The sequence below is a fragment of the Pseudomonas sp. CNPSo 3701 genome (assembly GCF_028674975.1).
Lineage (GTDB): Bacteria > Pseudomonadota > Gammaproteobacteria > Pseudomonadales > Pseudomonadaceae > Aquipseudomonas > Aquipseudomonas straminea.
Genome location: NZ_JAQZSI010000004.1, coordinates 817,571 through 830,381 on the forward strand (window position 1 = coordinate 817,571; position 12,811 = coordinate 830,381).

At 64.5% G+C, this 12,811-nt stretch carries 12 protein-coding genes; 6 read left to right on the top strand and 6 right to left on the bottom strand.

Annotated elements, in window-relative coordinates:
* The first annotated feature begins 92 nt into the window (after positions 1 to 92).
* Positions 93 to 2,864 carry a PAS domain-containing protein gene (locus PVA39_RS16140; RefSeq protein ID WP_274124904.1) on the top strand — a complete coding sequence of 924 codons (2,772 nt, stop codon included), beginning with the start codon at positions 93 to 95 and terminating at the stop codon, positions 2,862 to 2,864.
* Between the two features lie 10 nt (positions 2,865 to 2,874).
* On the opposite strand, the gene PVA39_RS16145 is transcribed toward PVA39_RS16140, so the two are convergent.
* On the bottom strand, positions 2,875 to 3,312 hold the full coding sequence (locus tag PVA39_RS16145; protein WP_274124905.1) for a hemerythrin domain-containing protein: 438 nt from the start codon (positions 3,310 to 3,312) through the stop codon (positions 2,875 to 2,877).
* A gap of 213 nt (positions 3,313 to 3,525) precedes the next feature.
* Between PVA39_RS16145 and PVA39_RS16150 the strand changes: the two genes are divergently transcribed.
* Positions 3,526 to 4,839, top strand: a complete 1,314-nt coding sequence (locus PVA39_RS16150) for a sensor histidine kinase (protein WP_274124906.1) — start codon at positions 3,526 to 3,528, stop codon at positions 4,837 to 4,839.
* Here the strand turns inward: PVA39_RS16150 and PVA39_RS16155 are convergent.
* The 3 genes from PVA39_RS16155 to PVA39_RS16165 all read right to left on the bottom strand — a co-directional run bounded on the left by PVA39_RS16155 (position 4,814) and on the right by PVA39_RS16165 (position 7,278).
* Positions 4,814 to 5,971 carry a phospholipase D-like domain-containing protein gene (locus PVA39_RS16155; protein WP_274124907.1) on the bottom strand — a complete coding sequence of 386 codons (1,158 nt, stop codon included), beginning with the start codon at positions 5,969 to 5,971 and terminating at the stop codon, positions 4,814 to 4,816. The genes PVA39_RS16150 and PVA39_RS16155 overlap by 26 nt on opposite strands.
* A 115-nt stretch (positions 5,972 to 6,086) precedes the next feature.
* On the bottom strand, positions 6,087 to 6,872 hold the full coding sequence (locus PVA39_RS16160) for an MBL fold metallo-hydrolase (protein WP_274124908.1): 786 nt from the start codon (positions 6,870 to 6,872) through the stop codon (positions 6,087 to 6,089).
* A gap of 88 nt (positions 6,873 to 6,960) precedes the next feature.
* The gene (locus tag PVA39_RS16165; protein WP_274124909.1) at positions 6,961 to 7,278 is read right to left on the bottom strand and encodes a hypothetical protein; all 318 of its coding nucleotides are present in this window, start codon (positions 7,276 to 7,278) and stop codon (positions 6,961 to 6,963) included.
* A gap of 189 nt (positions 7,279 to 7,467) precedes the next feature.
* Between PVA39_RS16165 and olsB the strand changes: the two genes are divergently transcribed.
* Complete coding sequence (olsB, locus tag PVA39_RS16170; RefSeq protein WP_274124910.1) at positions 7,468 to 8,223, top strand: L-ornithine N(alpha)-acyltransferase; 756 nt, start codon at positions 7,468 to 7,470, stop codon at positions 8,221 to 8,223.
* A gap of 98 nt (positions 8,224 to 8,321) precedes the next feature.
* Positions 8,322 to 9,092: a lysophospholipid acyltransferase family protein gene (locus PVA39_RS16175; RefSeq protein ID WP_274124911.1), complete on the top strand. Its 771-nt coding sequence runs from the start codon at positions 8,322 to 8,324 to the stop codon at positions 9,090 to 9,092.
* A 262-nt stretch (positions 9,093 to 9,354) separates the two neighbouring features.
* Here PVA39_RS16175 and PVA39_RS16180 read toward each other — a convergent pair whose 3' ends face one another.
* Entirely contained in the window at positions 9,355 to 10,404 is a 1,050-nt protein-coding gene (locus PVA39_RS16180) for an AbrB family transcriptional regulator (protein WP_274124912.1), read from the bottom strand.
* Between the two features lie 330 nt (positions 10,405 to 10,734).
* On the opposite strand from PVA39_RS16180, the gene PVA39_RS16185 reads away from it, so the two are divergent.
* On the top strand, positions 10,735 to 11,670 hold the full coding sequence (locus PVA39_RS16185; RefSeq protein ID WP_274124913.1) for a GntR family transcriptional regulator: 936 nt from the start codon (positions 10,735 to 10,737) through the stop codon (positions 11,668 to 11,670).
* An 18-nt stretch (positions 11,671 to 11,688) separates the two neighbouring features.
* Here the strand turns inward: PVA39_RS16185 and PVA39_RS16190 are convergent, their stop codons facing one another.
* A complete protein-coding gene (locus PVA39_RS16190; protein WP_274124914.1) occupies positions 11,689 to 12,285 on the bottom strand; it encodes an acyl carrier protein phosphodiesterase in 597 nt (198 codons plus the stop codon).
* A gap of 155 nt (positions 12,286 to 12,440) precedes the next feature.
* On the opposite strand from PVA39_RS16190, the gene PVA39_RS16195 reads away from it, so the two are divergent.
* Positions 12,441 to 12,752 (top strand): ArsR/SmtB family transcription factor, encoded by a 312-nt coding sequence (locus PVA39_RS16195; protein WP_274124915.1) that lies wholly within the window; start codon positions 12,441 to 12,443, stop codon positions 12,750 to 12,752.
* The last annotated feature ends 59 nt before the right edge of the window (positions 12,753 to 12,811 follow it).

Sequence of the window (12,811 nt, forward strand, 5' to 3'; positions counted from 1 at the left end):
AAATTCCATGAACAATCGTGGCAAATGCTGCTGGGTTTGCCGCTCCCGCTCAGGCACACTGGGCGCCGACCCGCACCGCAGCAAGGTGTCCCGTGCCATCCATCCTTGACGATTTCGACTGGGCCGCCACGCCGCTCGGCCCCCAGCACAGCTGGCCCGCCGCGCTGCGCACCACCTGCGCGATCATGGCCACCAGCAGCTTCGCCATGTGCGCTGTCTGGGGTCCGCGGCGCACCTTGCTGTACAACGAGCCCTACGCGGCCATTCTCGGCAAGCATCACCCTGATGCCCTCGGCCAGCCCATTGAAATTGCGTGGGCCGATGTGTGGCCGACCCTAGGCCCGCTGGTGCAGCAGGTGCTGCGCGGTGAGCCGGTGCATGATGAAAACATGCATCTTCTGCTGCACCGCAGCGGCCAGCCCGAAGACACCTACTGGACCTTCTCCTACAGCCCGCTGCGCGACGATTTAGACCAGGTCGCCGGTTTCCTGAATGTCGCCATCGAGACCACTCGGGTGGTCACCATCGAGCAGCCGGCCGTCGCCAACGCCGAGCGGGTGCAATTGGCGCTGGCTGCCGGAGCGATCATCGGTACATGGTTCTGGGACCTACCCAGCAACCAGTTCACGGTCGACGAAGCCTTCGCCCGCAGCTTCGGTCTGGATCCGGCACTTGGCCGCCGCGGCCTGAGCCTGCAGCAGGTAGTTGAGACGGTTCACCCGGACGACATCGACAGCCTGCTCGCTGCCATCAACGAAGCGATTGCCCGCGGCGGCCCCTACGCCCACCAGTACCGCGTGCGCCGCGCCGATGGCCGTTATTACTGGCTGGAAGCCAACGGCCGTGTCGAGTTGGCAGCCGATGGTACGGGCCTGAGTTTTCCCGGCGTGCTGATCAACGTCGAAGAGCGCCGCGCCATCGAAGGGGAACGTGACCGTGCCATCGCCCGGGTCATGGCGCTCAATGCCGAGCTCGAACAGAAGGTTATTGCCCAGACCTTCGAGCGTGGCCGTACCTGGCAGATCACCCCGGATCTGCTCGGCGTGCTCAACCACGATGGCTACTTCGAGACCACCAACCCGGCCTGGCAGGCCACCCTGGGCTGGAGCGAGGAGGAACTGGCCAGCGTCCACTTCCTCGAATTCGTCCACCCCAAGGACCAGGCTGCCACAAAACAGGTGTGGATGAACTTCAAGAGCGCCGGTGAGCCGGCGCTGGGACTGGAGCACCGCTTCCGCTGCCGCAACGGCGACTGGCGCTGGCTGTCCTGGGTAGCGGTGCCCGACGGCCGCAAGACCTACTGCTCGGCCCGCGACATCACCCGAGAGAAACTCAACCGCGCCGAACTGCGCAAGCGCACCGCCGAACGTGACCGTCTGTGGGAAACCACCAACGACCTGATGGGATCGGCGGGGCTGGACGGCTACCTCAAGACCATCAACCCGGCCTGGACGCAACTGCTCGGCTGGGAGGCAGACACACTGCTCAGCGCGCCCTTTCTCGACGTGGTGGTCGAGGACGACTGGGCCGATGTGCTCAATCTCATGGAACGTCTGCGCCAAGGTGAAAAGGTCAGCGACTTCACCAGCCGGTTGCGCAGCAAGGATGGCGAAACGCGCACCTTCATGTGGACGGCCGGCCCGGATCCCTCCGGGAGGATCTTCCATTTCGTTGGCCGCGACGTCACAGCCCAGCACATGGCCGAGGAATCCCTGCGCCAGGCGCAGAAGATGGAGGCCATCGGCCAGCTGACCGGCGGTCTGGCCCACGATTTCAACAACCTGTTGGCTGGTATCTCCGGTGCGCTGGAGCTGATGCACTTGCGCATCGAACAGGGCCGTTTCCATGAGCTGGCCCGTTACATGAGCGCCGCGGAAACAGCCACTCGCCGCGCCGCCGCCCTGACCCATCGCCTGCTGGCCTTCTCGCGCAGGCAGACGCTGCTGCCCAGCCCCACAGACACCAACCAGTTGATCGCCGGCATGCTGGAAATGATCCAGCGCACCGTCGGCCCGGCCATTCGCCTGGAGAGCGATCTGCAGGCCGACCTTTGGACGGCTCTGGTCGACGCCTCGCAGCTGGAAAATACCCTGCTCAACCTGTGCATTAACGCCCGCGACGCCATGCCAGGTGGCGGCGTGATCAAGGTCAGCACCCGCAACCTGCAGATAGACGCAACCCAGGCCACCGCACTGAATCTGACGCCGGGCTCTTACCTGAGCCTGGCGGTCGATGACGATGGCGTGGGAATGCCCGCCCACATCGTTGCCCGCGCGGTGGAGCCGTTTTTCACCACAAAACCGATCGGCGAAGGCACCGGCCTGGGACTTTCCATGGCCTACGGCTTCGCCAAGCAATCCGGCGGGCAAATGCGCATCACGTCGGTTGAAGGTGAGGGTACGGTAGTAACGCTTTACCTGCCGCGACACAACGGTAACCCGCAGAGCGAAACCGAGCCGGGTAGCATTCCCGCACTCGAACCAGCGCAAGAACGCCAAGGCAAGACTGTACTGGTGGTCGATGACGAGCCAACGATTCGCCTGCTGGTCACCGATGTGCTGGAAGAACTGGGGCTGACGGTGATCGAAGCCGGCGACAGCGCAGCGGGCATCGGCCTGCTGCATTCGGACGCCGCCATCGACCTGTTGATCAGCGACGTCGGCCTGCCTGGTGGCATGAACGGCCGGCAGATGGCCGATGCCGGCAGGCAGCAGCGGCCAGGCATGCCGGTGTTGCTGATCACCGGCTACGCGGAAAATACGCTACTCACCGATGGTCAGTTGGCGCCTGGCATCACCGTGCTGACCAAGCCCTTCACTCTCGACGCTCTGGCCTCACGGGTGCGAGAACTGCTCGCCGAATAGCGGGCGGCGCTCAGTCCAGAGCGTCCTGGTAATCCTTGACGTACTGACTGGCCAGACTGGTCTTCTGCTGGTCGGTGAGCATCTTGCCGGCCTGCTGGAAGAAGGTGTGCTCCTCGTCTTCCAGATGATGGAAGATCTTGTCCTTGAGCTTGCGCGCCGTGGCGATCCACGACGGGCTGGAGGGGTCGGTTTCCTCCAGGGTTTCCAGCAGCTCGTCCATCTCGTGGTGCTCGGCCACCCCATGGCGGGACAGATCAACCCCGGCATCGTGCTTCATCAGCGGTGAATAGAAGAACCGCTCCTCGGCCCGGGCATGGGCCAGCAACTCGTCCTTCAGCTCGCTGTAACGCTCGGCCCGCTCGGGCGAATCACCGGTGGTAGCGAGCAACGCCTCGGCCATCGCCCGCTGACGGTCATGACTCTCGCGTAACGCTTCGAATATCTGCATGGATCACCTCATCGGCTAACGGCTGTGCGCGGCCTTTGAAGGCCATCTGCAGGTTGTGACCGAAGCGGCGAAAAGCGGGTTCAACACTTCGCTACTCCAAACCTGGCACGGTGCTTATGCACGACGTCTACAAGCTGACGCATCCGACAAGTTGCTTGCCTCTTGTACAACCTACAGCGCATCATGCCGCCACTCTTTCTGCGGTACCCGCCGATGTCCCATCGCCCCGCCCCTGCACCGCATGACGAAGAAGAGCGCGTTCTGTCGCTCGAGCACCTCGACATCCTCGACTCGGTACCCGAGCAGAATTTCGATGACGTGGTGCTGCTGGCCACCACCCTGTGCGACACCCCGATTGCATTGGTTTCCCTGGTCGACCGCGAGCGCCAGTGGTTCAAGGCCTGCGTGGGTCTGGAGGTGCGCGAGACGCACCGTGACCTGGCGTTCTGCGCCCATGCGATCCTCGAACCCGATGACGTGCTGGTGGTCGAGGATGCCGCCGAGGATCCGCGCTTCCAGCACAGCGCTCTGGTGCTCGGCGAACCGCACATTCGCTTCTATGCCGGTGCGCCGATTCGTACCGATGCCGGTCATCCGCTAGGGACCGTGTGCGTGATCGACACCAAACCACGCACCCTCCCTGCCCACCAGCGTCAGGCACTGCAGGCATTGGCCCGGCAGACTGCCGCTCTGCTGCAGCTGCGCCTGCTGGAGCAGCAACGCGAGCGCCGCGCCAGCAAGCTGCTTGATAAGCTGGAACAGGCCAAGGCGCGGCATCGCGAGGCCGAGGAGTCGCTGCGCCATGCACGCCGCGTGTCGTCACTCGGCATGCTCACCGCCAGCATCGCCCACGATGTCAATAACCTGCTGCAGGTGCTCAGCACCAGCCTGCAGATGGCACAGCTACGCGCACGGCGGCCGGCGGACGTGGAGCGCTTGACCCAGACTGGTCTGCAGGCGGTGGAGCAAGGCGGCAAACTGATCCGCCAGCTGCTCGCCAATGTACGCCAGGACGGCCCGGAGCTGGCCTGTGTGGATATCAGCGAGCGTCTTGAGGCCGCCCGTGAGCTGCTGGCCGGCACCCTGGGCGACACCGTCACGCTGGGCTTCGATCTGAGTGCTCGCGATGTCGGCGTGATGTGCGACGAGGTGCAGCTGCAGGCGGTGATGCTCAACCTGCTCAGCAATGCCCGCGACGCCATGCAGGGCCGCGGCAGGGTGTTGATCACCACGCACCAGGAACAACTACTCGGCGACAAACAGCTGAGCGACGGCAATTATTTGGTGCTGAGCGTGCAGGACGACGGTCCTGGCATGTCTGCCGAGCTGGCGGCCAAGGTATTCGACCCCTTCTTCACCACCAAGCAGGCTGGCAAAGGCACCGGGCTGGGCCTGGCCCAGGCTCGCGAATTCGCCAACACCACCGGCGGCGACGTGCGCGTGCTGACGACGCCAGGCGCGGGCACCACCATGCAGCTGTACCTGCGGATTCTGGGGCGAATCAGCGGCGTCGATCGAGCAGGTTGACGATCAAACGGTCCGCCCAGCCCCAGACGCGCTGACGCACACGGGTCCAGAACGGCCTTGCCTGCCACATCTCAAGGTCCACTTCGCGGCTCTGCGGGAAATCGGTCTCGAAGCTCTGCTGCACTGCTGCAGTGAAGCCGGCGTCCAGCGTCTCGACGTTGGCGTCGAGGTTGAAGCGCAGGTTCCAGTGATCGAAGTTGCAGGAGCCGACGCTGGTCCAGTCATCGACCAACACCATCTTCAGGTGCAGAAAACGCGGGCGGAATTCGAAGATGCGCACGCCGGCACGCAGCAACCGCGGGTAATAACGCTGCCCGGCAAAGCGCACCGGCGGGTTGTCGGTGTGCCGGCCACTGAGCAGCAGGCGCACGTCGACGCCGCGGCCAGCGGCCTTGCGCAGCGCCCGGCGCACACGCCAGGTGGGCAGGAAATATGGCGTGGCCAGCCACACCCGGTGCTGGGCGCCGTTAAGCGCGCGAACCAGCGATTGCAATATGTCGCGGTGCTGGCGGGCGTCGGCATAGGCCACCCGCCCCCAGCCTGGCCCCTCTTTTGGCAAGTGCGGCAACGGCTGACGGTGCGGGGTGAGGTACGGGCGCCAGGCGAAACGCGAGTTGTTGGCCTGCCATTGGCGGCCGAACAGCTGCAGCCAGTCAGCCACCAGCGGCCCGTCGATCTCCACCATCACCTCGTGCCAGGCGCTCTCGGGCTCGCCGGGCGTCCAGAAATCATTCGTCGAACCGGTACCGCCGACGAAGGCCACGCGGCTGTCGACCACCAGCAGCTTGCGGTGGTCGCGGTACAGATTACGCACGCCGCGCCGCCAGCGCAGCGGGTTGTACCAGCGCAGCTGGATGCCGGCATCGAGCATGCGCTGGCGGTCGGCGGCATTCAGTGCCTGACAGCCGAAGGCGTCGAACAGGCAGCGCACCGCCACCCCTCGCGCGGCCGCCTCGCACAGGGCCCGTAGCAGCGCGTCGGTGCAGGCACTGCTACACACCAGATACTGTTCGAGTTCCACCGTTTCACGGGCGGCATCGATGCAGGCGATCATCCGCGGGAAGAATGCCGGGCCGTCGTTGAGCAAGGTGAACTGATTGCCCTGACGCCAGGGATAGACCTGACCGGGCATCAGTCGCACACACAAAAAAGAGGGGAAAAACGGCGCATGACATCTCGGCAACAACGGAGGATGCGCCAAGATAGCCGGCGCCGTGCGCCTTGCAAAGGGCGGCGCCCATAAGCTGTCAGCGCGGCAGCTGATAGTCCTCGGGGCCGAGCAGGTCGAGCCCACACTCCAGGTTCTCGATCCAGTACAGAAAGGCGCTGATCATCTCGCCGCCCACGAACGGCCGGCCATGCTGCGGCACGATCATTTCCACGTCCATGTCGCGTACCATGGCGGCCCACAGGCGGCAGGCCTTGTTGCTGGCCATGTAGCGACGGTGAAAGCCGAGCATGCTCGGCACATGGGCGGCAAAGTCGGTAACCGGGCCGCTGTCATCGAGCATCGAGGCGCCCATGTCGCCGGAAAACAGAATCTTGCTCAGCGGGTCATAGAGCTGGAAGTTGCCCACCGAATGCAGAAAATGTGCGGGCACCGCCTTGAGGGTGCAACGCCCGAGTGCGAAAGACTGACCGCGGTCCGGCAGCGCGGTGATGCGGTCATAGGTGTTGATGCCGCGGCTCAACGCCAGGTAGTTGGCCGTCAGGTGCGGCAGAAAGCGCGCCCACAACTTGGAACAGATGACCTGGGCTTTGGTGTGCAGCAGCCACTTGTCGAGCGAGGCGATGATGTCCGGGTCCTGGTGCGAGGCAAAGATGTAGGTCAGCTCCTGCACCGGAATGTGCTTGGACAACTCCATGCTCAGCGGCACATAGGTCAGGTCGCCGCCGGGGTCGAGCAACAGGTACTGGTCGTTATCGATGATCAGGAACTGGTTGGACTGTACGCCCTCGCCACTGACCAGGTCGTCGAACATCATGCAGCGGTGGGTGCCGTTATCGAACAGCACGATGGGGTCGCGGCGCATACCGGCACACCTGTCAGGCAAAGGCGCCGAGCTTAGGCAGTGGCCTCTGCGTACGTGATGACCTGGATCAGCAAAAGCCGCCGATATTTCAGCGTTGCCCACACATGCGGCAGCGCCCACCAGTCATCACGCCCGTGCAGCTCGGGCAGCCGCCGTTCAAGGTGCCACGCCGCCATTGCCAGATCTGCACCAGCCGCCGCGCCGCCCAGACCGCGCCCAAAGCCGGCAACACGCCCAGCCACGGGAACATCGCCCGCGCCCAGTCCGCTACCGCGCCGCCCTGCCGGGAAAGGATCGCCAGCCCCATCATGGCGACCACGCCTCCGATGATGAGGATGAAGGGTACGGCGAGGTTGCGGATGAAGAACATGGGCAGTGGGCGCTCGAGGGGCTCAAAGACGCCCATGGTAAGCAAGCCGCACCTGTGCTGCACGCCTGATCGCAGCCTGGGCGCTGTCACACAAGCATCACCGAACCTTCATGGGCGTGACACCGGCACTGCCTAGCCTGAGCCTGTTTCCTGAGTTCGCTCAGGTCTGCAGGTCAATCCGGCCCGTGCGCAGCGAGGCTGCCCGGGACGCAAAGGAGGTAAGGCATGACCCAGAACGCCATGGCACCCGAGCGCAACACGTCCCGTCGCCTGCAGGCCGAGCGCCTGACCACGCCACGCGCCCTGCGCGAGGCCCAGGCCCTGCGCTTTCGCGTGTTCAGCGCCGAATTCGACGCCAAGCTCAAGGGCGCCGAACTGGGCTTGGACATGGACGACTACGACCTGCACTGCCGCCATATCGGCGTGCGCGACCTGAACAGCGGCGAGCTGGTGGCCACCACCCGCCTGCTCGACCACCAAGCGGCTGCCAGCCTGGGCCGCTTCTACAGCGAAGAGGAATTCGCCCTGCACGGCCTGCGCCACCTGCAGGGCCCGGTGCTGGAGATCGGCCGCACTTGCGTCGATGCCGCCTACCGCAACGGCGGCACCATCGCCGTGCTGTGGGCCGAGCTGGCCGAAGTACTCAACGAAGGCGGCTACCGCTATCTGATGGGCTGCGCCAGCATCCCCATGCAGGACGGCGGCATCCAGGCCCAGGCGATCATGCAGCGCCTGCGCGAACGCTACCTGTGCACCGAGAACCTGCGCGCCGAACCGAAGACGCCGCTGCCGGCGATGGAAGTCTCCGGTAACGTGATCGCCGAGATGCCGCCGCTGCTCAAGGCCTACATGCGCCTGGGCGCCAAGATTTGCGGTGAGCCGTGCTGGGACAAGGACTTCCAGGTCGCCGACGTATTCATCCTGCTCAAGCGCGACGAGCTGTGCCCGCGCTACGCAAAGCACTTCAAAGCCGCGGTCTGATCGACGACTTGCCCACAGCTCCCCGGCGCGGTAGAAATGCCTCGCCGGGCGCGGCTTTTTGGAACGCCCTTCTCTCCTATTTCCAGGCCCAACACTCCATGAGCAAACTGCGTCTGTATCTGCGCCTGAGCCGCCTAGCGGCAGTGCTTGCAGTCGGTGCACTGCTGGCCGCCTTGCTGGTGCCGGTCGAACGTCTGGCCCGCCGCGACCTGATGGGCTTACGCCAGCGCCTGACCCGCTGGTGGTTGGCCCGTTTGAGCAACGCCCTGCCCTTTCGCGTTCGCGTGCAGGGGCAACTGCCACGCAAGCCGATGCTGTGGCTGAGCAATCACATTTCCTGGACCGACATCCCGCTGATCGGCATGCTGGCGCCGCTGTCGTTCCTGTCCAAGGCCGAAGTGCGTACCTGGCCGCTGGCCGGCTGGCTGGCGCACAAGGCCGGCACCCTGTTCATCCGCCGCGGCGCGGGGGACGGCGGCCTGCTCAACCAGCAACTGGGTCGCCACCTGGGTGGCGGCCGCCACCTGCTGATCTTCCCCGAAGGCACCACGTGCGACGGCGCCGCCCTGCGCACCTTTCACGGCCGCCTGCTGAGCAGCGCCATCGAAAGCGGCATCGACCTGCAGCCAGTTGCAATTCGCTATGTTCGCGACGGTCAGCGCTGCAGCGTGGCGCCCTTTATCGGCGACGACGACATGCTCTCGCACCTGCTACGGCTGATGAAAAGCGATGTGGCCGAGGTGGAAATCCAGTTGCTCGAGCCGATTGCCAGCAACTCGGGCAACCGCAACGATCTGGCCCGCCGGGCGCAGGCGGCGGTTAGCGAGGCGCTTTATGGGCCGCAGCCGGAAGCGCAGGCGGCGGCTTGAAGCCGGCTCACCATCTTCCGAACTCATTTTTCTGCAGCGCAAAGGCGACAGGGCAAAAGCGCAATCCCAGCGACCGCGTAAGAGCGGCTTTAGCCGCGAGCTTTCCCGGCGGATCCTTCCATACTCTCAGGCACTGCTGCGGTTGTAGGAGCGCGCCATGCGCGCGAAAAAATCGCGGCCATGGCCCGCTCCCATAGGTAGTGCACTTGCGGGCGTTCTCACTACATCGCGACCACTGCCCGTGGAATTACCAAGAGATCGATCACGCCCGCCGCAACTGCGCACCATCACGCTGCAACCAACGCCGGAAGATCGGCTCGGCCAGAAACAACACCAGAAACAGCCGCACCACCTGCATGGCCGTCACCAGCGGCACCGCCAATTGCAGGGTTTCGGCCGTCAGGCTCATTTCAGCAATGCCGCCGGGCATCATCCCCAGGGTCAGGGACTGCACATCCAGCCCGCTCGCCCAGCCCACCAGCACCGCGCCGACGAACGCCACCAGCATCATCACCAGCGTGGTGACCAGCGTGCGTGCCAGGAATGACGGGGCGTAGCGAAAGAACGCGCGGTTGAAGAAGCAGCCCAGAGCGCTGCCGATCATCAGCTGGCCTACCTGGCTGGCGCCGGACGGCAGCGTGCTGTTCAGGTCGAAACCGATGCTCGCCGCGGCGCTGACCAGCAGCGGGCCGAACAGCCAGGGGTTGGGCTGGCGGTAGCGTTGTAACAGCCAGCCGGCCAACCCGGCCACCGGTAGGATCAGGGCCAGCCAGGGCCAGTCGACGTGAACCGTGTGGTGATGCACCTCACCATCGCCCAGCAGAAACTTGAACACCGCAGGCACCAGCAGCACCACCGCCACCACGCGCAGGCTCTGCGCCGCCGCCACTCGAGTCAGCTCGGCGCCATTGCGGGCGCCGAGGTTGACCATCTCGCCGGAGCCGCCCGGCATGCTGGAAAAGTACGCCGTGGCCATGCTTTCGCCGGTGCGACGCATGAACCAGACGCCAGCGATGCTGCTGAGCACGGTGATCAGCGCACCGACGATGATCGGCAGCAGATGCCCGCCGATCTGCGCCACCAACGCCGGCGTGAAGTGCAGGCCGATGCCGATACCGATGATCCACTGACCGACCTTGCGCCCGCCCGGTAGCGGCTGCAGCTGCCAGGTGCTGAGGCAGCGCACCAGAATCACCGCCACCAGCGAGCCGATCATCCAGGGCAACGGCCAGCCGATATAGGTCGCGATTACCGCGCCGAGAGCCCCGACCAGCGGTGTGCCCAGATGATTGCTCCAGTGGGTCTTGAACATTGCGTCCCCTTCGGTACGTGCACCAGCGGCCTGGTGATGGATCGAGATCGAGGTGGTCGCGGAAAACGGAAGGCGGATCTTGGATGTTTTTTATCGCTACGTTATTCACAGCCTGTCGAGCGCAACGGCATAAATCTAGAAATTCTGCCGGAGGCCTCGTGAATCGACCCGCTTATTATTGATCTTTAGTCGAATAAAAAACAATCCACCATTGAAAAAGCATCAGCCGCCCGGCATCTTTTCGTGGCTCCGTTTACGTAGCAGAATGCAGCGCCTGCCCGCCGATCGGCGCCGGCGAATCACCCCAGACAGGAATCGACGCTCACTGCCATGGCCCAGGACAACACCCCGTCGGCGGTACTCACTGCCCTGCAGAAGCGCGTCGCCCGCGAGGTGATCGCCTACGTGCGCCGTGAGCGGCTGCCCATCGGCCATCACCTGGCCGAGTCGCACCTGGCGCAAACCCTGAACACCTCGCGCACGCCGGTGAAGTTCGTGCTCAACCACCTCGCCGAGCGCGGCATGCTCAAGCACGACCGCAATCGCGGTTTCTTCCTGGCCCGCGCCGCGGAAGACCTCAACGAGCTGGTACAGGAAATCGCCGAGGCCGAGGAAGATTCGGTGTATCGCCGCTTCGTCGCCCTGCGCCTGTCACGGCAGTTGCCCGAGCAGTTCACCGAGATCGAGCTGATGCGTCAGTTCGATGTATCCCGCGCGGAGCTGCGCGCAGCGCTGTTGCGTATGCAGCAGGAAGGCTGGGCCGAGCAGCGCAGCGGTCAGGGCTGGAAGATGCTGCCGGTGATCGACTCCATCGAGGCTTACGAGGAGAGCTTCGCCTTCCGCTCGATCATCGAGCCGGCCGGGCTGCTGTCGCCGACTTTCCAGATCGACCGTGAGCTGCTGGCCAGTTGCCGCAAGCAGCAGGCGTTCATCGCCGAGGGCGGCTACCTGAGCATGACCATCGAGGAGCTCTACGAAGCCAACTCGCGCTTCCACGAGATCATCGCCGGCTTCTCCGGCAACCGCTTTCTGCTGCAGTCGCTCAAGCGCCTGGATCGCCTGCGTCGCCTGGTCGAATATCGCGTGGATGTGTCCCGCGAGCATCGCCGCGCGCAAGTCGAGCAACACCTTGAGATTCTCGACCTGATCGAACAGGGCGACCGCCTCGCCGCCGCCGACCGCATGCGCGCGCATCTGGAAGGCGCACGACGCAAGAAGGTCGACGCCACGCTGTTCGACAAATTGCAGAACACCGGTCAGGACTGATAACCGGCTGCGGCTTGCTCAGCCAACGGCGGGTGTCAGTGCCTCGCGCTGCTTCCGGGCGAAGGCCATCAGCTCGGGATAGAACACGCTGAAATCCTCGCTCAACGGCTCGTAAAGACGGCGCAGCTCGTCCAGCCCGCCGTCCAGCAAGCCTGGCCGTGACAAGCGCCGCGACATACCGGCGATCACCTGCCCCAGCACCTCGAACTCCTCGTAGCTACCCAGCCAGTCCTGCGCCGCCATACGTGGGGCGATACGCTGCAGGCTGCCGGGCAGCTGCGGTTCGGCGGCCAGCACGTGATAGACGCGGCTGGTGAAATGCTGCAGCGGCTGGTCGCTGTAGCGCTGCCAGTCGCGAGCCAGGCAATGATCGAAGAACAGGTCGAGAAAGATCCCGGCCACCCGCCGCCGCTCGACGGGAAAACGTGCCCGCGCCCTGGCCTGCAGCGGATGGTTGTCGGTAAAGGCGTCGATGCGCCGATGCAAGGCGATGCCCGCCTCGATGCTGGCCGGCCATTGCCCGGCCAGCGGCCCTTTGACGAAATCGCCATACAGGCTGCCAAGCAGTTCGGCGGGCGAATCGCCGCCCAAATGAAGGTGTGCGAGGTAGTTCATGGCGCCCAGCTTAAAGCCTCGCCCCGGCCACGGCGAGGGGCGCGCCATCATGCCGCTCGATATGCACTATCTGCTTGAACGATCTGTATATCGCCAAGTCTCGATATAAAGTTCGCCCCATCGCGATATACCGTTGCAGCTGCGCAGGAGAGCCGATGAACCCCGAAGAGTTGGACCTGGACGAAGTGATCAAGGCGCTGGCCCACCCCGTGCGCCGCGACATTCTGCGCTGGCTGAAAGAGCCCGAAGCGCACTTCGTGCAGCCCGATCACTCCTTCGAGATCGGCGTGTGCGCCGGCAAGTTCGACCAGGCCACCGGCCTGTCGCAATCCACGGTTTCGGCCCACCTGGCCACCCTGCAGCGAGCCGGATTGGTGACCAGCCGCAAGGTCGGCCAATGGAGTTTCTTCAAGCGCAACGATACGGCCATCACGGCCTTTATCGAGCGGATTACCTGCGAGCTCTGAGCAATAGGCGTCACAAACAGAACTGTTAACCCGTCCATCAACCTGTACCGAGCGAATGT

Coding starts and splice junctions, on each gene's coding strand:
- PVA39_RS16145 (WP_274124905.1), bottom strand. CDS start 3,312: ATGCAGATATTCGAAGCGTTACGCGAGAGTCATGACCGTCAGCGGGCG.
- PVA39_RS16150 (WP_274124906.1), top strand. CDS start 3,526: ATGTCCCATCGCCCCGCCCCTGCACCGCATGACGAAGAAGAGCGCGTT.
- PVA39_RS16155 (WP_274124907.1), bottom strand. CDS start 5,971: ATGCCCGGTCAGGTCTATCCCTGGCGTCAGGGCAATCAGTTCACCTTG.
- PVA39_RS16160 (WP_274124908.1), bottom strand. CDS start 6,872: ATGCGCCGCGACCCCATCGTGCTGTTCGATAACGGCACCCACCGCTGC.
- PVA39_RS16165 (WP_274124909.1), bottom strand. CDS start 7,278: ATGGGCGTCTTTGAGCCCCTCGAGCGCCCACTGCCCATGTTCTTCATC.
- olsB (WP_274124910.1), top strand. CDS start 7,468: ATGACCCAGAACGCCATGGCACCCGAGCGCAACACGTCCCGTCGCCTG.
- PVA39_RS16175 (WP_274124911.1), top strand. CDS start 8,322: ATGAGCAAACTGCGTCTGTATCTGCGCCTGAGCCGCCTAGCGGCAGTG.
- PVA39_RS16180 (WP_274124912.1), bottom strand. CDS start 10,404: ATGTTCAAGACCCACTGGAGCAATCATCTGGGCACACCGCTGGTCGGG.
- PVA39_RS16185 (WP_274124913.1), top strand. CDS start 10,735: ATGGCCCAGGACAACACCCCGTCGGCGGTACTCACTGCCCTGCAGAAG.
- PVA39_RS16190 (WP_274124914.1), bottom strand. CDS start 12,285: ATGAACTACCTCGCACACCTTCATTTGGGCGGCGATTCGCCCGCCGAA.
- PVA39_RS16195 (WP_274124915.1), top strand. CDS start 12,441: ATGAACCCCGAAGAGTTGGACCTGGACGAAGTGATCAAGGCGCTGGCC.